Consider the following 20566-nt stretch of genomic DNA (forward strand, 5'->3'; position numbering starts at 1 on the left):
CCTATTGGCCACAAATAATATCAGTAAACGATTACTCGCGAATACTGACGTTCTTGCAGCAATAGGAGTTGTCGCTATTGTCATCATGATGGTCGTTCCGCTTCCTTCTTTCCTCCTAGATATTCTGCTTACCTTAAATATTACAGGATCAGTCTTGATTTTGATGCTGGCTGTATTTACGACGGATCCCTTGGATTTTTCAGTACTTCCATCGTTGCTCCTGACAATGACCCTGTTTCGGTTATCGTTAAACATCTCGACAACTAAACTTGTGCTTTTAAATGGTTTTGCCGGAAATGTCATTCAGCAGTTTGGCCAGTTTGTCGTCGGGGGGAACCCTGTTGTCGGTTTGATCGTTTTTATTATCCTTGTTGTAGTTCAATTTATCGTTATTACTAAAGGTGCGGAGCGGGTATCAGAGGTAGCCGCTCGTTTTACTTTAGATGCGATGCCAGGTAAACAAATGAGTATTGACGCTGACTTAAATTCAGGACTTATTAATGAACAGCAAGCCCGAGATCGCCGCAAAAAGATTCAGCAGGAAGCCGACTTTTATGGCGCTATGGATGGCTCCAGTAAATTTGTCAAAGGGGATGCCATTGCAGCAATTATCATTCTTTTTGTTAATATTATCGGTGGTTTTATCATGGGCGTTCTTATGCGCGGTGAAGCCATTACTGAAGCACTGCAAAACTACACGCTGCTGACGATCGGCGATGGGTTAGTCTCACAGATTCCCGCTCTTTTAATTTCGACATCTACAGGTTTAATCGTAACTCGCGCCGCGTCAGACTCCAACCTTGGCCAAGACTTATCAAAGCAATTGACCCGATCTCCGAAAGCAATGTTTCTTACGGCAGGGGTTCTTGTACTCTTGGCCATTTTCGGTTTGCCGCCAATTCCTTTATTGACGATTGCACTCGCTTTGATTGGAGTGGGATACTTCTTGCAAAAGAACTCTCGGCAAACGGTAGCAGAGGAAAGTGTTGCTGCACGGGAGACTGCGATCCAAGAAAGTAAAAAGCCGGAAAATGTTCTTAATCTTCTTCAAGTGGATAATATGGAGCTGGAGCTTGGCTATGCTTTAATCGCCTTAGTCGATGCCCAACAGGGGGGAGACCTTCTTGACCGAATTGTGCTTATCCGACGCCAGGTCGCCAGTGAGCTAGGTTTTATTGTGCCTGTTATTCGTGTCCGTGATAATATGAACCTCCAGCCCAATCAATATGCGATTAAAATTCGTGGAGCAGAAGTTGCGACAGGAGAGTTGCTCGCCGACCATTATATGGCCATGAGCGGTGGAATAGAGGACGAGAGTATACCCGGTATTCCGACTAAGGAGCCTTCTTTTGGGCTTGATGCAAAATGGATCAATGCCGTCTATCGCGAACAGGCTGAAATGTCAGGCTATACGGTAGTTGATGCACCGACTGTATTAGCAACGCATTTAACAGAAGTAATTAAGGGAAACGCATGGGAGATCTTAAGCCGGCAGGATGTTAAAACCTTACTTGATCATGCCAAAGAGCAAGCACCCGCAGCAGTGGAGGATGCAATGGAGAATCTTAACCTTGGACAGATTCAAAAAATCCTCAGCAATCTCTTACGCGAGAGGGTAACAATACGCGATATGGTAACTATTCTTGAAACTTTAGCCGATTACGCCTCTGGAACGAAGGACATTGATCGGTTGACGGAGTTTGTTCGGCAAGCCCTTGCGCGGCAGATTTTGCAGCAGCTTCTGGGCCAGGATAAAAATTTACCTGTACTGACGCTCGAACCAAAGCTCGAACAACAAATTCTTGATAGTATTCAGCCTTCAGATTATGGAAGTTATCTTACTTTAGATCCGCGAATTCTTCAGGAACTCATGCAATCCTTGAACCGGGAGATTGAAAAAATGATGATCAAAGGATATAACCCGGTCCTTGTTTGTGCACCTGTAGTTCGTATTAATCTAAAGCGTGTAACGGAAAGACAATTTCCTCAATTGATAGTTTTATCTTATAACGAACTCGTACACGGGGTTCAAGTTCAGGCAGTAGGAATGGTGGTGGCAGGAAATGCGAGTTAAACGATTTGTAGGGGATAATGTTGCAGAAACAATGGGTAAAGTAAAACGCGATTTGGGTCCTGATGCAGTGATTCTCCAAACACGTCAGTTTCGTGAAGGCGGAGTATTTGGCTTATTCGGTAAGCCTAAAGTAGAGATTACGGCGGCGATAGAGGATCAGCCAATTAGTAAAAAAAGTCGTCCTGAAAAGACGGTACGTTCGGAAGGTTTAAGCGCTCCGAAGGATTCTACATATCGTCAACAATCCACGGCAGAAAATTCGGAGGCTATTGTTAAACTTTTAGGGAAAGTTCAACAGAGCTCAAATGTAAACCGTTCGGATGCAGCATTGGAGCAAGAGCTGCAGAATATGCGAAAACTTCTCGATAAGATGAATAAGCAAATGGAGCAGTTTGGAAGTGAACGGACTGTTTGGCCGGTTCCTCTGCAGAAATGGGCAGATTTGCTTCAAGACCGCGGAATTCAGCCAAAATTAGTGAAACGTTTGATTCGCCATGTGCAGCAAAATTTGAGAGAAGACGACTGGGTTGATGATCTACGAGTTAAGACAAAACTCAAAGAAGAAATTCAGAGAATATGCCGTAATACGGCGACAATTCAGCCTGGGGTGAAAAAGGCCCGGGTTATAGCTCTGGTTGGACCGACAGGGGTTGGAAAAACAACCACGATCGGGAAGCTGGCGGCAGGTTTTAGTATAGTCGATAAACGAAGCGTAGCCTTGATTACAGCGGATACATATAGAGTAGCTGCGGTGGAACAGTTGAAAACCTTTGGTGAGATCATCGGTGTCCCAGTGGATGTGGTCATGACTCCTAATGAATTGAAGCAAGCTTTAACTAATCATGCGGATAAGGAACTTATCTTTGTCGATACGGCAGGACGCAGTCCTCATCATGATTTACATATGTCTGAACTTAAGGCTTTCTTAGACAAGGCACAGCCTGATTTAACTATTCTTGTTATGAGTGCAACTACGCATTCAGCGGATCAGCTTAAAGTTTTCCGGCGTTTTGAATCTTTATGTACCCATATTATTTTTACTAAGCTTGATGAAACAGTTAATGGGGGGGCGATTCTTAATCTCTTAGCACAGACGAATCTGCCCACAGCCTACGTTACTAATGGTCAAAATGTTCCCGATGACATTGAGGCAGCAACCCCAGAACGCTTAGGGCGCTATATTCTTGGGGAGGGGAATGAAAATGCATGATCAAGCTACTGTTTTAAGAAAAATGGCCTCCCGACAAAATGTAAAGCCCGCAGGTCTTCGGATTATCTCCGTGACAAGCGGTAAAGGCGGGGTGGGTAAGACCAATTTTACAGTAAATCTTGCCTTATCTTTAGTCGATTTCGGGTATCGAGTTATAATTTTGGATGGAGACCTTGGCTTGGCAAATATTGACATAGCCTGTGGAATAACTCCTCATTTTACCCTAGAACATCTATTGAGCGGTGAGAAAACCATCGAAGAAATTTTGATTACCGGTCCGAAAGGGTTAGGAATTTTGCCTGGAGGTTCAGGTGTTCAAGATCTAGCCAACATCGAAAGAGCTAACTTAGAAAATGTCATCCGCAATTTGGGACGATTAGAAGGAATGGCGGATATTTTAATGATTGATACGGGTGCTGGGCTTGGACATACCGTAATGAACTTTCTCAAAGCTTCAGATGATGTAATTCTATTAACGACACCGGAACCTACAGCGGTTACAGACGCGTATGGTATTCTAAAGGCTCTTCGCTCAGATGATAAAGAGGTTCTGGTAAACGTTGTAATTAATCGTGTTCATCGGGAAGCGGATGCAAAAGCAACTTTCGAGCGATTAGAGAAAGCAGTTAATAAATTTTTACACGGTTCAGTTAATTTACTGGGTTGGGTCTACGAAGATCCGTTGGTGGGTAAGGCCATTATGAATCAGGAACCTTTAGGTGTAACTTATCCCGACAGTTCAGCCTATCGTTGTATTCAATGGATAGCCGGCTCGGTTTCTGGACTTTACCTGCAACCTCCGCGGAAAGCGGGCGGTATTCGAGGATTTTTAACTCGACTTTTGCGTCCATTTTAATGGAACATTAAATTTCCTGATTAGGAGGTGGTGGCATGGATTATCGCAAAAGACTTATACCAGGTTTAGCCGTAGATCTTGAAGTTTCCGAAGGAGATTATGCCGGACAGTATAAAACCCATCTTGATGAAGTCGGTGAAAAAATTCTCTCTGTTTTTGTACCTATAGCGCAGGGAGAGTTGGTCCCTTTACATGAAGGAACCAATGTAAAAGTAATCTTCTGGGATGAAGTAGCGGCTTATACAATAGAAACAGTAATTATCCAGAGAATCGCCGTACCTGTTCCTCTCTTTGTACTCGAACTTCCTGATAAAATCCATCGCGTTCAGCGTCGTAATTTTGTACGAGTTCCTGCATATTATCCTATTACCTTTCGCTATGTCAATAGGCAGGGCTTAAGCGATTCGATAAAAGGAACAATGCTTGATTTGAGCGGAGGCGGAATGCGTTTTCAGACGAAGGAAAAGGTGGATAAGGGGGCTATTCTTATAGCCAACCTTGATCTTCCCTCAGGACTAATGCAAGTATCAGCACGTGTATGCCGTGTATATAAAATTGAAGATAGTCAAAATTACGGTATCTCCGTTGATTTTTACCAAATTACCGAGCGTGAACGGGATAGGATCATACGTTGTGTTTTTGATCTGCAGAGGGCCATGCGTAAGAAAGGATTGGTCTAAAAATGGAAATTACTCAAATCCAATTGGATGCTTTAAAGGAAATTGGAAATATTGGTTCCGGACATGCAGCTACTGCCTTATCTACGCTTCTTTCGCGGCGTATTGATATGTCGGTTCCGGAGGTCTGGGCTATTCCTTTTGAAAACTTAGACACAATCATTGGTCAGTTGGATACACCTCAAGCGGTTGTATATGTTAAAGCTGAAGGAGATGCACCAGGAAAGGCTGTTTTCTTCTTTCCGGTTGAAAGTGCGAAGATTGTTGCTCAAACCTTGCTCGGAATCGAGAAATTAGAAGATGTGGATGTCTTTGGTGATGAAATGGTTCAATCCGCTCTTAAAGAAGTAGGGAACATTATGGTAAGTTCTTTCTTAATTGCTCTTACCAGTTTTTCCGGAATTCCTTTACAACCCTCAGTTCCTGCACTAGCTGTTGATATGGCTGGGGCGATCCTCGATGCTATTTTGCTTGAAGATGGTTCACTGGATGATAATGTAATTTTTATCGATACACAGTTATCTGGTATACTGCAAATTGAGGGACAATTTATTTTTCTTCCGAATGATGGTTCATTAAAGAAACTGTTGGGAGCTTTAGGAATATGAGTAATATAATTACTGTCGGGATGGCGGACTTTAAAACATCGAAGGCACCGGATATTTTAATGACCGCCGGTTTAGGTTCTTGTATCGGAATTTGTATTCATGATCCTCTGGAAAAAGTAGGAGGGATGGCCCATATCATGCTTCCCTCGGCTAATGGGAATATAAGCGCAAATCAGGCAAAATATGCAGATACAGCCGTTGAACTCCTGATTAATGATATTCTTCATCTGGGTGCTTCGAAATTAAGATTACGTGCTAAGATAGCAGGTGGAGCACAAATGTTTTCTTTCCCTGGAAAAACGAATGTCTTAAAAATAGGAGACAGAAACGCCGAAGCTGTGGAGGCGGAGCTAAAACGGTTTGCAATTCCTCTATTAGTTGCAGATGTAGGCGGAAGTTTTGGACGAACAATTCATTTTGATGTGGCAAGCGGTAATTTAAGAATTAGAACGATCAATCACGGTGAAAAGGTGATTTAAGTTGGATGACGAGACCATGAGGATTTGGGCTTGGCGGTTTGCACTCGGGACAGCTGTTATTATCGGAATTCTTAGCTGGAAAACGGGTGTGAGTTTTTTACGGATTATGATTCGGATCATCTTTTCCTATCTATTGATGTATGGACTCAGCTATGGAAGCTTATATGGGTTTAAAAAAACTGGGATCTTAGAGAAGGAAGATAATGCGAATTCCTTAGTGGAAAGAGCTGTGAATAATACCTCTGGAGCTTTTCTGGATGTTGCTGTAGGACAGGAAGATTCACAATGGGATATACCGCGTGATACGGAGCAGGAGCAAGATAATTCTTCTGAGAAAAACAGTGCATTGATAGCTGGTCAGCTAAATGCGGATTTATCTCAAGGTATGCCTGATACGGAAAAGCAAGCAGAAATGGTCCGACGAATGGGATGGGGTGAGTAAACGAGGAGTAAGGAGGCGATGTTGCGTGGCAACGAATCCCTATGAGGCGGTTGCTAATCGAGGCTCATGGAAAAGTGAACAGGTCGAAAAATATTTGCCTCTCGTCAAACGCATCGCAGGACGACTTGCAATTTCTCTTCCTCAACATGTTGATGAAGAAGATTTAATGGGATATGGAGTTTTTGGACTGCTTGATGCAATTGAACGTTTTGATTATGCACGGGGAGTTAAGTTTGAAACATATGCAACATTAAGAATTCGTGGGGCAATGATCGATGGGTTACGGACGATGGATTGGGTACCGCATTCGGCCCGTCAAAAAGTAAAACATGTCCAGGAAGCGTTTGCTCAAGTTGAAGCGGCACAGGGCCGCCCGGCTGAGATAGAAGAAGTTGCAGCATACTTGGAGATGGATATTCGTGAGCTTGAAGGAGTTATTCAACAGGGTCAAATTATGAATTTGACCTCACTTGATGAATTAGCGGCTGGAGATGAGGGGGAGAGTTTATCTCCTTTAGGCATGATAAAGGATCCTCAAGCCCAGGAAGCTTATCAGGAGATTGAAATTGAAGAACGGCATAGAATTCTTGCTGATGCTGTAGAAAAACTTCCCGAAAAAGAGAAACTTATTATTGCCTTATACTATCAGGAAGAATTAACTCTTAAAGAAATTGCTGCGGTTATGAAACTGTCTGAATCCCGCATATCTCAACTGCATTCCCAAGCTATTCTGCGGCTTAGAGGCCGTTTAAGCAGACAAAAGAGAAACTTATTTTAAGCAATGAAGACAGAAACCTTAAGTTTTTGAGAGGTTTTTACGATATAAAATATAGAGCTTTTTTTTGGAGGTGATGCCATGTCAGAAATCAACGTCCTTGTTAGTGGAAATGTGACTCCTAAAGTTATGGATGGGGGCGTTTCAACGGATGGAAATTCAGTCACGGATAACAGTGCGGCAATGGAATTTGCAGCAATATTTGGTGGCTGGTTGGCTCAAGCAATAGGACAAGGACAAGACTCTGCGCTTCAAAGCAGTGATCCGGCAGGCAAGGAGGCCAATTCCGGACAAAAAGGTAAACAGGGATTAGAGGGAGTTCTTGGTTCATTACGGACGATTGCCGGGCTTAACTTGGGATCTGTCACAGGACAGGATCAGCAAGGTAATGCTCCTTTAACAAAGGCGGTCGGTCAGGAGCTTAACACTCTTCTTACCCAGGCTAACCTATTAGAGGGTGCTGCTGATTCAGGGATAGGATCAGGGCAGCTTCAAGGGGAAAAATCCCCGCTTACGGAGTTGGATCAATATAGAGTATTAATTACAAAGCTATTACAGGACATGTCAGGAGAAATCAGTAAAGTTTCTTTTAAACCCGCTGAGATTCAAGGACTTCTCAGTCAATTAGGTCAAGAGATGGTTAATCCGTCGGAAGCCATTACAGATGTTCAAGGTCAATTAGATCGCCTTTTGAGTCAAAATACAACTTCGTCTCAAGATCAAATAGGACAAAAGGATTTAATTCAGACTCTAACCGATCAACCATTAGATTTACTTAATCCGCAGAATCTGTCTAAGATCAATCCGTCTGGATTGAATGCATTAGTTGAAAGACTCAAACAGGGACTGGATGCAACTAAAAATAATACAAATAATGCTCAACCTTTAAATTCGGGTTTATTATCGAATGAACAACAAAGCCAAAGTAATGACCCGATTTTAGAGCCAGGGCAGCAATTCAAGCCAATAGCGATCCCCAACACGGGAAAAGGAGTCAATGATTCAGTCACAGTAACTAATATACAAGCATTTTCTTTAAGCAGAAATCTTAAACAAGATAATTCCATTCTAAGTGAAAATAAGAACACTGCTCTCACTGATGGAATTCCCGCAGAAAACCATCTTCCGCTTATGGAATTAAAAACGGAAATAGGCCAAAGTGGTTCTGACAACACGAAAAACGAGTTATTTGGCAGTGAAAAAGTAACAAGTATTGAAAAATCTAAAGCTGTTGATAGTGATAATTCAAACCTAGGGAATTTAGCCCTTGGAAGCGTGAATTTGGATTCAACACCTGATGTCAAAAACAAGATAGAAGCTTCTTCTAAATTGCCAATTTGGGACCAGGTTGCTCAACAGCTTCAAGCTAGAATACTCCACCAACTGCCTTCAGTTCGTGAAATAAATATTCAACTGCATCCGGCGGAACTTGGTCAAATTAATATTACACTGGCTTGGGATAACGGACATATCAATTTGCACATGCTGGCTTCAGAGGCCTCAACAGGCCAAATCTTGCAAAGTAATTTCCCGGAGCTTCGCGAGTCTCTTTCACAATCAGGGATTCAATGTGGCATGATGCAAATGGGATTTGCCGATTCTAACCCAAATTTTGATCAAAGGCAAAATCAAACATTTTCTCATACCGCTCAAAATAATGAAGACAAGCAGTCTGAGGATCATAGGGTGATTGATGATGTCACCAGTGTTAGGCATGAAACCAATGATTCGATTCTGAATGCACGACCAAATCGAATCAATGTTACTGCTTAGGAGGTTATATGAGTACTATAAGTTCAACGAATTCTACATCCCAAACAGGGTCAAATAGTTCATCAAGTACAGCAGTGTCTAATGCAGTTACTAAGACGTTAGGCAAGGATGATTTTCTTAAATTGCTGACGACTGAGCTTACCAATCAAGACCCACTGCAGCCAATGGACAACAAGGACTTTATCGCACAAATGGCTCAGTTTAGTTCGCTGGAACAGATGAATAATGTGTCAAAATCTGTACAGGATCTAAACACCAGTATGACAAGCTATTTCCAACAGGGTCTGCTTAGCCAAGGAGCGGCATTAATTGGAAAGCAGGTTAGCGGCATGGATACTGATGGAAAGACGGTTATTTCTGGGAAAGTGGACTCTGTAAAATGGCTTGACGGTAATCCGCAACTCAACCTTTTGCAAACAGACGGTTCCTATAAAACACTGGAAATGAATCAAATTATAAATGTGTCGGAATAAAAATAGAGGAGGTTAACCCCTTATGATGCGTTCACTTTATTCAGCTATTTCTGGGCTGAAAAATCACCAAATTGAAATGGATGTTATTGGCAACAATATTGCCAATGTTAATACGACTGGGTTTAAGCGGAGCCGCGTGACCTTTTCGACGACCTTAAGTCAAACGCTTAAAGGAGCCTCTTCTCCCTCCGCGAATCAGGGAGGGACAAATCCGGCCCAAATTGGTTTGGGTTCTATCTTAGGTTCGATTGACCAGATTATGACCCCAGGAAGTGCTCAATCGACAGGTAAAAATACGGATATGATGCTGGAAGGTTCGGGCTTCTTTGTATTAGATAATGGTGGAAATACAGTTTATTCCCGTTCTGGCGGTTTTAGCCAAGATAAAAACGGATATTTAGAAGATCCGGCAACGGGAGCCCGAGTTCAGGGGTTTAGCTGGGGAACTGATGATACTGTAATACCAACTTTTAGTGGTGCAAATTATGGTGCAATTAAGTTTGCTAAGGGAGATGTGTTGCCTTTGGATAATAATCTGCCTGTTGCAACTACAACTGCAAAATTTACAGGTGCTGCGACGGTCTCGGGAGTCACATTTACGGCGGAAAGTGCGGGCCCTCCAGTAGTCCCAGCTACTTTGACAGGCTTAGATGGGGCAGGAAACCTTAGTATTCCTGGTATGACCGAAACCCAGGCTGCTACTCCAGGAGCTAATCAATATACATTTGACAGAAAGACCGGAACAGTAACATTTCCTACAGGATTTGCAACACCTACGGCGCCTTCACCCCTCAATGTGACATTTGTTCCTGAAGCTACCCCTGTAAGCGTGACCGGTTTAACAGCTGTTGTTAATTATCCACCGACTCCAGGAGCAACTGTGTATATTACGACTGCTGCTGGAAGCGATGTACCCTATACTGCAGCAGCAAACAGTGCTGCACCAGGGGACGGTGAATATGCTATCAATGTAGTTAATGGTAAATACCAAATTACGTTTGGCACAAACGAAGCTGATGGCTCTACACCAACTCCTCTTGCAGGGACTAAGGTTGGCTATGATTTTGTGAACAAACCTCATACCCTGGAAAGCTTTAGCATCGATCAAAGCGGAGTCGTTACTGGGGTTTACAGCAATGGGGTCGATTCGACAACTCATAAAATTGCTCAAGTCGCAGTGGCGAAATTTGCAAATGATGCAGGTCTTGAAAATGTAGGAGGTAGCTTCTATGTCCCGACAAATAACTCAGGAACCGCATCCATCGGTGCTGCAGGGGAAGAAGGCCGTGCAACCATTGTTTCAAGTGAAATTGAAATGTCTAATGTTGATCTTTCCCAAGAATTTACGGATATGATTGTGGCTCAACGCGGTTTCCAGGCTAACTCTCGTGTTATCACTGTCTCTGATACCCTGCTTCAGGAGCTTATCGATCTTAAGAGACAATAATCCTAGGCAGAGAAAAGGAGGATAAATTATGCGGATGATTGGTATTGGTGCTGCCGGACTTCGAGGGCAGCAATTAGCTTTAGAAACCTTGGGCCATAATGTGGCTAATGTCAGTACCCCCGGCTTTAAATCGGATAAAGTGGATTTCGCCGAAGCTTTTCAAGCGAGTCTCGCCGGAGCTACAACTGTCAACGGGGCTCCTATAGGAGCTCCTTCTGTCGGACCGGGATCTGGGGTAATGATCAGCGGGATGAGCAACAACTTTCAACAGGGAATATTGGTTCCTTCTGACAGCCCTTGGGATCTGGGGATAGACGGTGAAGGATTTTTCCAGGTTGAAATGCCCAATGGAACTATGGCTTATACCCGTGCGGGGTCTTTTGAACTTGACGGTGAAGGTACGCTGGTTGATCCCCAGGGAAATAAAGTCGTAGTTAACAATCCTCAAAACTGGGATCAGATCGGAACAGCAGAAAACATCGGTGTTACTGCGAATGGGACCATTACGGGATCAGTCAGTGGAACGGATCAAACTTTCGGTACGATTCAGCTTGTAAAATTTACGCAACCACAGGGCTTGACCAAGATAGGCGGAAACCTATACTTGGAATCGGCGAATTCAGGAACCCCTCAGATTGGGGATGCTCAAACTGAGAACTATGGCACGATTCGTTCTAAGATGCTTGAGCAATCCAATGTTGATATTGCTTCAACAATGACGGATTTGATTCAGGCCCAAAGGGCATACGAAATGAATTCTAAAGTCATTCAAGCCGGCGATGAAATGTGGAGTATTGCCAATACGCTGAGGAGGTAGTTAAATGGCGGGCTGGTTAGATGGTCCGATGCTGACAGCTTTAGAAAAGGGGCTTGATGCCTCAAGCTTAAGGCAAAAGGTACTGAGTGATAATGTCGCCAATGTCGATACGCCGAACTTTAAGCGTTCCGACGTAGATTTTCAAACGGTTCTTGGTTCTGTTATCGGTGAAGAGGGGGGAGATTTGCCGCTTAAAGTGACAATGCCTCAGCACATATCAGGGACCCAAAACATAAGTCAAAAAGCAGTAATCACTGATCAAAGTTCGACCTTTCGCAATGATGGAAATAATGTCGATATAGAACGCGAAATGGCTAATGTAGCGGAAAACGGACTTTATTATAACTCAGTTACTCAGGCAATCACGTCGCAGCTTGGTTTACTAAGGATGGTTATTCAGGGTAAATAAATGAATGATGTTAGGGAGAAGGTGAAGGCGTGATACGGGGCTTATATACGGCAGCTTCGGGAATGTTAGCGACCCAGACACAAAGTGATCTGATTGCAGAGAATGTTGCGAACGTTAAAACTCCCGGTTATCAGGAAAAGGATGGAAGTGCGGTCGCTTTTCCCACTCTACTGATGGAAAGAGTGGCAAAGGAATTCGGCGATGTTCCCACGGCAGTTCCTATTGGGGAAATGGGGACTGGTGTTTATGTTAATCAATATAATATTGTTGATCGGCCGGCAGAGCTTCAGCCGGGTTCGAATAGCGATTTGGCCTTGACTTCACCCGGATTTTTCACACTTCAAACACCTGATGGTCTGCGCTATACGCGTAAGGGTGTTTTTAAGGTAACGGATCAAGGGGAGTTGCAAACTCAAGAAGGATATGCAGTTATGGGAAAAAACGGACCAATCAGGAATCTTACTTCCGATTTTAAAGTAAGGCTTGACGGGGCGGTATTAGTTAATAATCAGGTTGTAGATACCCTGCAGATTGTCAATGCGCCTTTAATCAATTTGCAACAAGTTGGAGATTCTCTCTATGCATCAACTGGACAACCCCTTCAGCCGGCGGCCCAGGTAAAGGTTCAACAAGGAATTATTGAAGGTTCAAATGTTGATATCCCTGGGCAGATGACAAAAATGATTACAGTTATGAGAGCTTATGAGGCTAACCAAAAAGTCATACAAACCCAAGATTCAACCCTTGAAAAAGCGGTTAACGAAGTAGGCAAAGTTTAATAGCATTAGGGTTGTTGAGGGGCGATAGTAAGCCTTAATATGATCGAAGATAGGAAGTGGGTAGTTTCAATGGGAAAACAGGTGGTTATTTTTGCACTAGGACAAGAGGAGTACGGAATACCGATCGAAGTTGTACGAGAGATTACTCGACTTGAAGCAGCTCGCCCGATTCCCCAGGCCCCCGCATATGTTGAGGGGGTAATCAATATTCGGGGATCAGCCATTCCTTTAATTAACTTGCGTACCCGCTTTGGAATTGCCAGCGATGATGTCCTTGTATCTAAAGAAGGAGAAGAAAGCAAAGATCAAAAACTTGCACTGATAACCGAGGTAAATGGGGAGTTTGTTGGATTTGCCGTTGACCAGGTTCGAGAAGTGAGAGTCTTGGAAGACATCGTACCCCCTCCGCAATTAGTGACCGCACCTTTTATTGCCGGAATAGTCAATTTACCCGATCGAATTATCATGTATCTTAATCCAGATAAGATTATAGAAAAGGATGAGCTTCAGGAGCTTCATCAGGTAAGGTAATTTAAGGCTTAATCTTAATTGTAACGTTTTAGGAAAGAGGGAGTTATATTGAACGTTGCAGAAATGCTTCTTTTTTTCCAGCTTCAAAATATGAACAAAGCTTGGCAAAGCTCTTCAGAATCTGATCCATCAACAAACCCGTCGTCAACAACGGACTCTTCTCAAGCGCTGCTTTTCGCAAGCCTGCTTAAATCGGCTTTAGCCAGCACGGATCAGAACGCTGACACGACAGCGATGTTAAGTGCGCTTAGTGCAGGATTAGGAACGGGTTCTTTAAGTACTAAAGGGTATTATTCGTCTCAGGGCTTAGGCTTAAATTATTTAGGGTATTACGGATTTAATCAGGTTTCGCAGCTACAGGGTGTTAGCTCAGGAAAACCAGAGATAGACGGTTTGATCAGCCAAGTTGGACAGAAATATGGTGTTGACTCCAACTTAATTCGACAAGTCGTTTTGGCAGAGTCCGGTTTTGATACTTCAGCAGTATCCCAAGCTGGGGCAGTAGGCCTTATGCAGCTCATGCCAGGTACGGCACAAACCTATGGTGTTTCTAACCCGTTGGATCCAGCTCAAAATTTAGACGGCGGAACTCATTTCCTTAGGGATTTGCTGGATCGTTATCACGGAAATGTTTCTCTTGCATTAGCTGCTTATAATGCGGGACCGGGTGCGGTGGATAAATATCAAGGAATTCCTCCTTATCAGGAGACACAAAACTATGTTCAGAAGATCTTAAATGGTACTGGAAAATTCGATGTTCAAGCTTAAAGACCGTTATTCTAAAGCGAATAGCGGTTTTTTTATTTAATTTAATATGGTCAATTGGCATTATCAATGATATACTAAAGTTTAGATATACCCCCTATGGGTATTTTGAGGATATGGCTTAACTTTTGTTATTGATAATGAATACCCTATCATTAAATCTAAGGTAATGGTGTTTGCACGGTTGAGGAGGATTTTCATTGATTCAGATAAAACATACTGAAGGGTGTATGATATGCGGAAAGGAACTCATCTATAGTGAGGATGCCCAAACGCATATGTGTTTCTTCTGTAAAAAAGAGTTTACAAACAATATTGCCTGTGAGCACGGACATTATATCTGCGATGAATGCCACCGGGCAGATTCGGACCAAATTCTCAAAGTTATTCTGGAAGCGAGTTCAAGTACGAATCCAATCGAACTCGCACGAGAAGTCATGGCCTCTCCAGCGTTTCAGCTGCACGGACCAGAACACCATATAATGGTTCCTCTTGTTTTACTGACAACGCTAAAGAATCTTGGGGTAAAGATTACAGATACCCAAATGAAAAATATATGGCTTCGCGCGAAACAGATCCCTGGAGGAAGTTGTGGAATTTGGGGTGCTTGTGGATCCGCGATTGGCACAGGAATAGCACTTAGTGTATTGCGGGGGCTAACTCCTCTCAGTAAAGAAAGTTGGGGTCAGAGCAATAGGGATACAGGAGAAATTCTTCAGTATGTTGGGGCTTTTGGTGGGCCGCGGTGTTGTAAAAGGAGTACTTATACTTCATTGCTTGCCGCTATAAAGATAATAGAGCGCGACAAGGTCGCTGTGTTTACTGAAGAAGCCCATGAAATACCGAAATGTAGGGATTTTTGGCGCAATAAGCAATGTCTAAAAAAAGAATGTCCCTATTATCCTCGTTGACCCGTTGCCGAGAACATCCTATAATGTCTCTATAAAAAGATCTTTTAGATGATCTTTGATCAGGATAAAGTTTTTTGGAGTGGAATATGTTAGATTATTATATCTACCTTTGGAAGATAACCTGGCCAGAGGTTTTAGGGTTAATTTTTCTTATCCCATTTGTCTTAGCCCGCTTAATCTGGAAGGTAGGTAAAGATCTAAAACGTTATCGAAAATGGGGACGTCTGTTGATCATCCCAAAAACCGGATTTTGGTTAGGTATTTTAAGTTGCTACCTATTGATGTTTTATTTTGCAATTCCAGACTGGTTTATTTCGCCAAAAGAAATCCAAGGTGAAATCCAAGGGAAATTCTTAACGGATAGTCAGGTAAAACCATACAGCATTCAAGTTAAAGCAGGATCAGATCCGATAACGCTTTCGGTCGATTATCGGACTTATAAAACCCTGAATTTGGGAGATGAAGTTAAGATTAAGGAACTGCCGAACCGTCTTGAAGTTTATCAATGTGAAGTTTTACCCTAAAGACAATTTTGAGGAGTGAGATGTAATGAGCGCTAATGTTTATTTTACGAATTTCGGCATCAAGCAAGGTCAAGGCCTTCTTAACAAGTTAGAAAGATTAGTAAATCGTTCGGGGATAATGGAGGGTATTTTACCTAAAGATTTAGTGGCGCTTAAAATTCATTTTGGTGAACGCGGAAACTTAGCCTATATTCGTCCCCAGTTTGTCCGCAGGGTAGTGGATCAAGTTAAAAAGAAAGGCGGACGGCCTTTTCTTACCGACGCAAATACTCTTTATGTCGGTTCACGTTCTAACGCAGTTGACCATTTAGAAACGGCGATTGAAAATGGCTTTGACTATTCTGTCGTTGGGGCTCCGCTTGTGATTGCCGACGGCCTAAACGGGAAAGACTATGTATCTGTGCCGGTGGGTCTAAAGCATTTCCAAGAAGTTAAGATTGGAAGCGCAGCTGCTCATGCCGACGCGTTATTAGCGATTACCCACTTTAAGGGGCATGAAGCAACGGGTTTTGGTGGAACACTGAAGAACCTTGGAATGGGATTAGGCAGCCGAGCAGGAAAGCAGCAGCAACACTCAGATGTACTCCCAAGAATCAATGAAGAAAAGTGCGTCGCTTGCGGTAAGTGTAAATTGTGGTGTCCTGCCCAGGCTATAACCATAGAAGGGAAAGCTTACATCAATCAAGCGGTTTGCATTGGCTGCGGTGAATGTACAGTGACCTGTCCTCATAAAGCAATCGCAATAAACTGGAAAACCGAACAAGATGTCATTCAAGAAAAGATTGCGGAATATACAGCGGGTGTTCTCAAAGGAAAAGAAGGAAAAGTAGGATTTATCACGTTTGTCAACAACGTTTCTCCTTTATGTGACTGTGTGGCCTGGAACGATGTTCCGATTGTCCAGGATATAGGTATTTTGGCGTCCACAGACCCCATCGCGATTGACCAGGCGGCAGTTGATCTTGTTAACCAGGCTCACGGAAACCCTCATTCATTGTTAGGAGATCGTCATAATGAAGCGGATAAATTCCGAGTTCTTTATCCTGATATTGACTGGTCTGTTCAGTTAAATTATGGGGAAGAAATAGGTTTAGGAACCCGAGAGTATAATCTTATATCCCTCGATTAAATTTCAATTATCAATCATTTCCCAACATAGATTAGTCGTAATATGATATTATATGAATAAACTAAAATAAAACTAGGGAAGGAGAGGTGAGGGTTATGCGTATACAAAAAGTTAATGATAGTACGATCCGCATCTTCATCTCCTTTACCGAACTTGCCGATCGTGATATAACGATGTCTGATTTGTTTCAGCGAACTGCAAAAACCGAGCAGCTTTTTTGGGAACTGATCGCGCAAGCCAGGGAAGAAGTGGAGTTTAACCTTGACCAACCCTTTTGGATTCAAGCGACAGCAGCGTCAAACGACGAATTTGTGATTACCGTGATGAGGCAAGAGGATTCGTTGGAAACTCCAGTTAAAGAGAAGGAGAAAAAACGTACGCCGCGTAGTCGGGTTTTGGAATGGGTTTATGTATTTAGCGATTTTGAGGATGTCCTAGCGGCTGTTAAACGTTTACCTGAATTCCCTCGCGTACGCTCCAGTCTCTATGAATTCGAAAGGGAATATTATTTAGTGGTAAGCCATTTGGGTTCAGGAAAGAAAAAACAATACGGAGAAGCACTTTTAGACGAATATGGAGAAATTGTAGATATTGCAAAAGTTTTTCTAGAAGAGCATGGCCGAACGATTATGGCAGAGCGTGCAATTCAAAACATTAAAAAGACATTTTAACTCAATTAAAAAAGGGGGTATTCCAGATTGAAATTACTTTCAAATTGGATATCCCCTTTTCCATTTAATTGATTAAGTATGTCAAGTATTTTAAACCTTTAAACCTGATTATTTTCCAAAAGTTTCTTTTCCTTTTTGATTTGGTATAATAAAAGTTAACCTATGAAATTGATTTAATAACTGCAGGCGAAGAGAGAAGGTATTCGCTCCAAACATGCCGAGCAAACTGCTTTACCTTTAAATGTCTGGAGATGAACGGTTTCTCCGCAAAAGATGCACGGTTTAGGTTGTTTTTTGCTTTGGGCATTTTCAAAAAGAATAATTACGCCTGATTGTTGCTTATTTTGTTCGAGATCGGTTGGGACTGAACGCATGATGAAATACCTCCTGTCTAACATTAAACCTATCATAAGACATTCCCTGTGTCGAAATCCTAAAAAGGACGCGGGCGATTCAGGAAAAAAGAGTCGACAAGAGAATAGAATTTTAAGGAGTGTCTAAAAATGGATCAAAGGAAACCCCTACTGAGAGCCTTACCTGCGGTACATGAGGTCCAATCTCGCTTGGAAGTGATGGAAGAATTCACTGAGTTTTTGACGAATCATGGAGATAAATTATATTTAACGAAATTAATTCGAGAGGTATTGCAAAAGGCACGGGAAAATATTTTGTCCGGACGGGTCGAGGCTGAGGAAAGCCAGATATGGAACTGGATTATGAAGATGATGCAAAAAGAACTTCGGAAGCAAAAAACAAGTTTGTGCCGTGTAATCAATGCAACGGGAGTTGTCCTCCATACAAATTGCGGGAGAGCAATTTTAGCTCCTGAGGTTGTAGATTTCGTTGCCGAGCAGGCGGGTCGATATAGTAACCTGGAATTGAACCTTGAAAATGGCGAGCGTGGTTCGCGCTATGTCCATGTTGAAAAACTGCTTTGCGATTTAACGGGTGCGGAAGCAGCAATGGTTGTTAATAATAATGCGGCCGCTGTTCTTTTGGTTATCAATACATTTGCACTCGGGAAAGAAGTTATTGTTTCCCGAGGTGAGCTTGTGGAAATCGGTGGATCTTTTCGAATCCCCGAAGTTTTAAAAGCAGGTGGCGCACGCCTTGTTGAAGTTGGCTCAACCAATAGGACCTGGATTAAAGATTATGAAGAGGCGGTTCATTCGGAAACGGGTCTGTTGTTTAAGGCACATACAAGTAATTATCGAATTGAAGGATTTACTCATTCAATTTCAAGTCAGGAATTGGTTCAGTTAGGAGAAAAGTATCAAGTGCCTGTTGTTGAAGATTTAGGGAGCGGAAGCTTTATCGATGGAACAGCTATGGGTTTTCAACCCGAACCAACGGTCTCACAGGCGGTACAGGCAGGGTTAACCCTAATCACTTTCAGTGGAGATAAATTGCTGGGGGGCCCGCAAGCCGGAATAATTATCGGAAAACGGGAATTTATTGACAAGCTAAAGAAAAATCAATTAACGAGGGCGCTAAGAATTGATAAGTTAACCTTGGCGGCGCTTGAAGGGACTTTGCGTTTATATGAACGTCAAGAAGCGGATAAAATCCCTATTTGGAGGATGCTGACCAAACCAGAGGATGAAATTCGTGCAGAAGCGGAGCTGCTTAAGAGTGAGATTGAAGAACTGAACCGTTTTCAAGTGGAAGTTTTTACGGATTTTTCCCAAGTTGGCGGTGGGGCCTGGCCTACAGAAAAATTATCAACTTGGGTTTGTGCTATCCGACCGCTTCAGGGAAATATTCTTGAGCTTGATAATTTTCTGCGTACGACTGGAATTCCTGTGCTGACCCGAATTAAGAAGGATTGGATTCTTTTTGATCCCCGTACGTTGTTAGAAGGCGACATAGGGGAAATTACCGCCCTTTTAGACCAATGGAACACATAGAATTTAAAGATCAATAATTGGCATGCCATGGCTTGATAAAAACGAATAGCTTGCTAGCGTTTAAAGTGGGATATATAATTATCCTATTATTACAAAAAAAGATTATTTATAGGCGTAAGTAATAATAGGGAAGGAGGACCTATTCATGATTCTGGATAATTTAAAACATTCAAATAACAAAGATGAGATCCGCTTGACCCAATATTCGAGTAAAGCGGGCTGAGGCTGCAAAATAGGTCCTGCGGACCTGGCGCAAGTTTTGCGTCATATTCCAAGAAATGTCGAAGATGCTAACCTCTTAGTGGGTATAGATACGAATGATGATGCCGGCGTTTATAAGCTCAATGAGGAACAGGCCATTGTTCAGACTGTGGACTTTTTTACACCCGTCGTTGATGATCCATATGCTTTTGGGATGATTGCTGCGGCTAACGCACTCAGTGATATTTATGCAATGGGGGCTAAGCCTTTAACTGTTATGAATATGGTTGCTTTTCCGGTGAATAAGTTGGATAAGTCTGTCCTTGCGCAAATTTTGCAAGGTGGTTACGAAAAAATTAAGGAAGCTGGAGCAATTTTAGTAGGCGGGCATTCTATCGACGACCAAGAACCGAAATTTGGGCTTTCTGTTACTGGCGTTGTTCATCCTCAAAAGGTTCTTTCCAATTCCGGTGCAGAGCCAGGAGACTATCTTGTGCTGACTAAACCGTTAGGAATTGGAATTGTTACGACAGGAATCAAATATAGCGTTGTATCTCCTGAAAATAAGGAGGAAGCTATTCGGATTATGGCGGAGTTAAATAAATCTGCTTCCGAAGCAGCGATTGAGGTTAACGTAAATGCTTTAACGGATATTACCGGCTTCGGATTACTTGGACATCTTCATGAAATGATGAAAGGAAGCGGTGTTCAAGCTCAAATCAAAGTGCAGAAGATTCCTGTTCTTGAAGCAACCTGGGAGTGCATTAAAAAGGAAGCTGTTCCCGGAGGTGCGTTCGCCAATCAACGTTTTCTCATGGATAAAGTCGACTTCGCAGGTGATATTTCTGATGAACAAAAGCTTGTTCTCTGTGATCCTCAAACTTCAGGCGGGTTGCTTATTTCTGTTTCGGAGGAACGATTGCAGAAATTGCTTGAAGCTTTAAACATGCGTAAAACTCTTGCGGCCGCTGTTATCGGGCGTGTGGAAGCAGGCGAGCCTGGGCTAATCAAAGTAATTCAATAAGAATAGAGTAAGGGGTAAGGCTTTGCAGACGAAAAGGCTCGTTTCGCAAAGCCTTTTTGAGTAAAAATTTTTATAATCCCCTTT

23 protein-coding genes are annotated in these 20566 nt (G+C 42.7%); 22 read left to right on the plus strand and 1 reads right to left on the minus strand.

Translation table 11 applies throughout. From position 1 onward, the window contains the following. Positions 1-4 precede the first annotated feature (4 nt). The 20 genes from flhA (at position 5) to ACHOLT_RS07680 (ending at position 17350) form a co-directional block, all read left to right on the plus strand. Positions 5-2074 carry a flagellar biosynthesis protein FlhA gene (gene flhA, locus ACHOLT_RS07585; protein WP_425806975.1) on the plus strand — a complete coding sequence of 690 codons (2070 nt, stop codon included), beginning with the start codon at positions 5-7 and terminating at the stop codon, positions 2072-2074. Continuing rightward, positions 2064-3284 (plus strand): flagellar biosynthesis protein FlhF, encoded by a 1221-nt coding sequence (gene flhF, locus ACHOLT_RS07590; RefSeq protein ID WP_425806976.1) that lies wholly within the window; start codon positions 2064-2066, stop codon positions 3282-3284. Before flhA ends, flhF begins: the two co-directional genes overlap by 11 nt. After that, the gene (locus ACHOLT_RS07595) at positions 3277-4140 is read left to right on the plus strand and encodes a MinD/ParA family protein (protein WP_425806978.1); all 864 of its coding nucleotides are present in this window, start codon (positions 3277-3279) and stop codon (positions 4138-4140) included. Before flhF ends, ACHOLT_RS07595 begins: the two co-directional genes overlap by 8 nt. Positions 4141-4175: 35 nt before the next feature. Continuing rightward, positions 4176-4820, plus strand: a complete 645-nt coding sequence (locus ACHOLT_RS07600) for a flagellar brake protein (RefSeq protein WP_425806980.1) — start codon at positions 4176-4178, stop codon at positions 4818-4820. Positions 4821-4822: 2 nt separating this feature from the next. After that, a complete protein-coding gene (locus ACHOLT_RS07605) occupies positions 4823-5425 on the plus strand; it encodes a chemotaxis protein CheC (protein WP_425806982.1) in 603 nt (200 codons plus the stop codon). After that, entirely contained in the window at positions 5422-5904 is a 483-nt protein-coding gene (locus ACHOLT_RS07610) for a chemotaxis protein CheD (protein WP_425806983.1), read from the plus strand. Before ACHOLT_RS07605 ends, ACHOLT_RS07610 begins: the two co-directional genes overlap by 4 nt. A 1-nt stretch (position 5905) precedes the next feature. Then, a complete protein-coding gene (locus ACHOLT_RS07615; protein ID WP_425806984.1) occupies positions 5906-6346 on the plus strand; it encodes a hypothetical protein in 441 nt (146 codons plus the stop codon). A 25-nt stretch (positions 6347-6371) separates the two neighbouring features. Continuing rightward, entirely contained in the window at positions 6372-7124 is a 753-nt protein-coding gene (locus ACHOLT_RS07620; RefSeq protein ID WP_425806985.1) for a FliA/WhiG family RNA polymerase sigma factor, read from the plus strand. A gap of 78 nt (positions 7125-7202) precedes the next feature. After that, positions 7203-8894: a flagellar hook-length control protein FliK gene (locus tag ACHOLT_RS07625; protein ID WP_425806986.1), complete on the plus strand. Its 1692-nt coding sequence runs from the start codon at positions 7203-7205 to the stop codon at positions 8892-8894. Between the two features lie 8 nt (positions 8895-8902). After that, complete coding sequence (locus tag ACHOLT_RS07630) at positions 8903-9367, plus strand: flagellar hook capping FlgD N-terminal domain-containing protein (RefSeq protein ID WP_425806988.1); 465 nt, start codon at positions 8903-8905, stop codon at positions 9365-9367. Between the two features lie 22 nt (positions 9368-9389). Then, complete coding sequence (locus ACHOLT_RS07635; RefSeq protein WP_425806989.1) at positions 9390-10814, plus strand: flagellar hook protein FlgE; 1425 nt, start codon at positions 9390-9392, stop codon at positions 10812-10814. Between the two features lie 28 nt (positions 10815-10842). Further along, the gene (locus ACHOLT_RS07640) at positions 10843-11631 is read left to right on the plus strand and encodes a flagellar hook-basal body protein (protein WP_425806990.1); all 789 of its coding nucleotides are present in this window, start codon (positions 10843-10845) and stop codon (positions 11629-11631) included. A gap of 4 nt (positions 11632-11635) precedes the next feature. Further along, the gene (flgB, locus tag ACHOLT_RS07645; RefSeq protein WP_425806991.1) at positions 11636-12040 is read left to right on the plus strand and encodes a flagellar basal body rod protein FlgB; all 405 of its coding nucleotides are present in this window, start codon (positions 11636-11638) and stop codon (positions 12038-12040) included. A gap of 29 nt (positions 12041-12069) precedes the next feature. Next, positions 12070-12819, plus strand: coding sequence for a flagellar hook-basal body protein (locus tag ACHOLT_RS07650; protein WP_425806992.1), 750 nt, complete (start codon positions 12070-12072; stop codon positions 12817-12819). A 69-nt stretch (positions 12820-12888) separates the two neighbouring features. Continuing rightward, positions 12889-13350, plus strand: a complete 462-nt coding sequence (locus tag ACHOLT_RS07655; protein WP_425806993.1) for a chemotaxis protein CheW — start codon at positions 12889-12891, stop codon at positions 13348-13350. A 48-nt stretch (positions 13351-13398) separates the two neighbouring features. Beyond that, on the plus strand, positions 13399-14118 hold the full coding sequence (locus ACHOLT_RS07660) for a lytic transglycosylase domain-containing protein (protein ID WP_425806994.1): 720 nt from the start codon (positions 13399-13401) through the stop codon (positions 14116-14118). Between the two features lie 197 nt (positions 14119-14315). Then, complete coding sequence (locus ACHOLT_RS07665) at positions 14316-15026, plus strand: DUF5714 domain-containing protein (RefSeq protein ID WP_425806995.1); 711 nt, start codon at positions 14316-14318, stop codon at positions 15024-15026. 86 nt (positions 15027-15112) lie between these two features. Then, the gene (locus ACHOLT_RS07670) at positions 15113-15550 is read left to right on the plus strand and encodes a hypothetical protein (protein WP_425806996.1); all 438 of its coding nucleotides are present in this window, start codon (positions 15113-15115) and stop codon (positions 15548-15550) included. A 25-nt stretch (positions 15551-15575) separates the two neighbouring features. Next, on the plus strand, positions 15576-16679 hold the full coding sequence (locus tag ACHOLT_RS07675) for a DUF362 domain-containing protein (RefSeq protein WP_425806998.1): 1104 nt from the start codon (positions 15576-15578) through the stop codon (positions 16677-16679). 95 nt (positions 16680-16774) lie between these two features. Continuing rightward, positions 16775-17350, plus strand: coding sequence for an adaptor protein MecA (locus tag ACHOLT_RS07680; protein WP_425806999.1), 576 nt, complete (start codon positions 16775-16777; stop codon positions 17348-17350). A 173-nt stretch (positions 17351-17523) separates the two neighbouring features. On the opposite strand, the gene ACHOLT_RS07685 is transcribed toward ACHOLT_RS07680, so the two are convergent. Next, a complete protein-coding gene (locus ACHOLT_RS07685; protein ID WP_425807000.1) occupies positions 17524-17724 on the minus strand; it encodes a hypothetical protein in 201 nt (66 codons plus the stop codon). Positions 17725-17853: 129 nt separating this feature from the next. Here ACHOLT_RS07685 and selA point away from each other — a divergent pair, with 129 nt between their 5' ends. After that, positions 17854-19257: an L-seryl-tRNA(Sec) selenium transferase gene (selA, locus tag ACHOLT_RS07690; protein ID WP_425807001.1), complete on the plus strand. Its 1404-nt coding sequence runs from the start codon at positions 17854-17856 to the stop codon at positions 19255-19257. Positions 19258-19402: 145 nt separating this feature from the next. After that, the gene (gene selD, locus ACHOLT_RS07695; protein ID WP_425807002.1) at positions 19403-20482 is read left to right on the plus strand and encodes a selenide, water dikinase SelD; all 1080 of its coding nucleotides are present in this window, start codon (positions 19403-19405) and stop codon (positions 20480-20482) included. The last annotated feature ends 84 nt before the right edge of the window (positions 20483-20566 follow it).

This window comes from Desulfitobacterium nosdiversum, assembly GCF_049860565.1.
GTDB classification, from domain to species: Bacteria; Bacillota; Desulfitobacteriia; order Desulfitobacteriales; family Desulfitobacteriaceae; genus Desulfitobacterium_A; species Desulfitobacterium_A nosdiversum.

What these genes read in the sequence shown, in the direction of transcription:
- flhF (WP_425806976.1), top strand. Translation starts at nt 2,064, where the DNA reads ATGCGAGTTAAACGATTTGTAGGGGATAATGTTGCAGAAACAATGGGT.
- ACHOLT_RS07675 (WP_425806998.1), top strand. Translation starts at nt 15,576, where the DNA reads ATGAGCGCTAATGTTTATTTTACGAATTTCGGCATCAAGCAAGGTCAA.
- ACHOLT_RS07595 (WP_425806978.1), top strand. Translation starts at nt 3,277, where the DNA reads ATGCATGATCAAGCTACTGTTTTAAGAAAAATGGCCTCCCGACAAAAT.
- ACHOLT_RS07685 (WP_425807000.1), bottom strand. Translation starts at nt 17,724, where the DNA reads ATGCGTTCAGTCCCAACCGATCTCGAACAAAATAAGCAACAATCAGGC.
- ACHOLT_RS07635 (WP_425806989.1), top strand. Translation starts at nt 9,390, where the DNA reads ATGATGCGTTCACTTTATTCAGCTATTTCTGGGCTGAAAAATCACCAA.
- ACHOLT_RS07630 (WP_425806988.1), top strand. Translation starts at nt 8,903, where the DNA reads ATGAGTACTATAAGTTCAACGAATTCTACATCCCAAACAGGGTCAAAT.
- ACHOLT_RS07640 (WP_425806990.1), top strand. Translation starts at nt 10,843, where the DNA reads ATGCGGATGATTGGTATTGGTGCTGCCGGACTTCGAGGGCAGCAATTA.
- ACHOLT_RS07605 (WP_425806982.1), top strand. Translation starts at nt 4,823, where the DNA reads ATGGAAATTACTCAAATCCAATTGGATGCTTTAAAGGAAATTGGAAAT.
- ACHOLT_RS07680 (WP_425806999.1), top strand. Translation starts at nt 16,775, where the DNA reads ATGCGTATACAAAAAGTTAATGATAGTACGATCCGCATCTTCATCTCC.
- ACHOLT_RS07625 (WP_425806986.1), top strand. Translation starts at nt 7,203, where the DNA reads ATGTCAGAAATCAACGTCCTTGTTAGTGGAAATGTGACTCCTAAAGTT.
- flgB (WP_425806991.1), top strand. Translation starts at nt 11,636, where the DNA reads ATGGCGGGCTGGTTAGATGGTCCGATGCTGACAGCTTTAGAAAAGGGG.
- ACHOLT_RS07670 (WP_425806996.1), top strand. Translation starts at nt 15,113, where the DNA reads ATGTTAGATTATTATATCTACCTTTGGAAGATAACCTGGCCAGAGGTT.
- selA (WP_425807001.1), top strand. Translation starts at nt 17,854, where the DNA reads ATGGATCAAAGGAAACCCCTACTGAGAGCCTTACCTGCGGTACATGAG.
- ACHOLT_RS07610 (WP_425806983.1), top strand. Translation starts at nt 5,422, where the DNA reads ATGAGTAATATAATTACTGTCGGGATGGCGGACTTTAAAACATCGAAG.
- ACHOLT_RS07655 (WP_425806993.1), top strand. Translation starts at nt 12,889, where the DNA reads ATGGGAAAACAGGTGGTTATTTTTGCACTAGGACAAGAGGAGTACGGA.
- ACHOLT_RS07600 (WP_425806980.1), top strand. Translation starts at nt 4,176, where the DNA reads ATGGATTATCGCAAAAGACTTATACCAGGTTTAGCCGTAGATCTTGAA.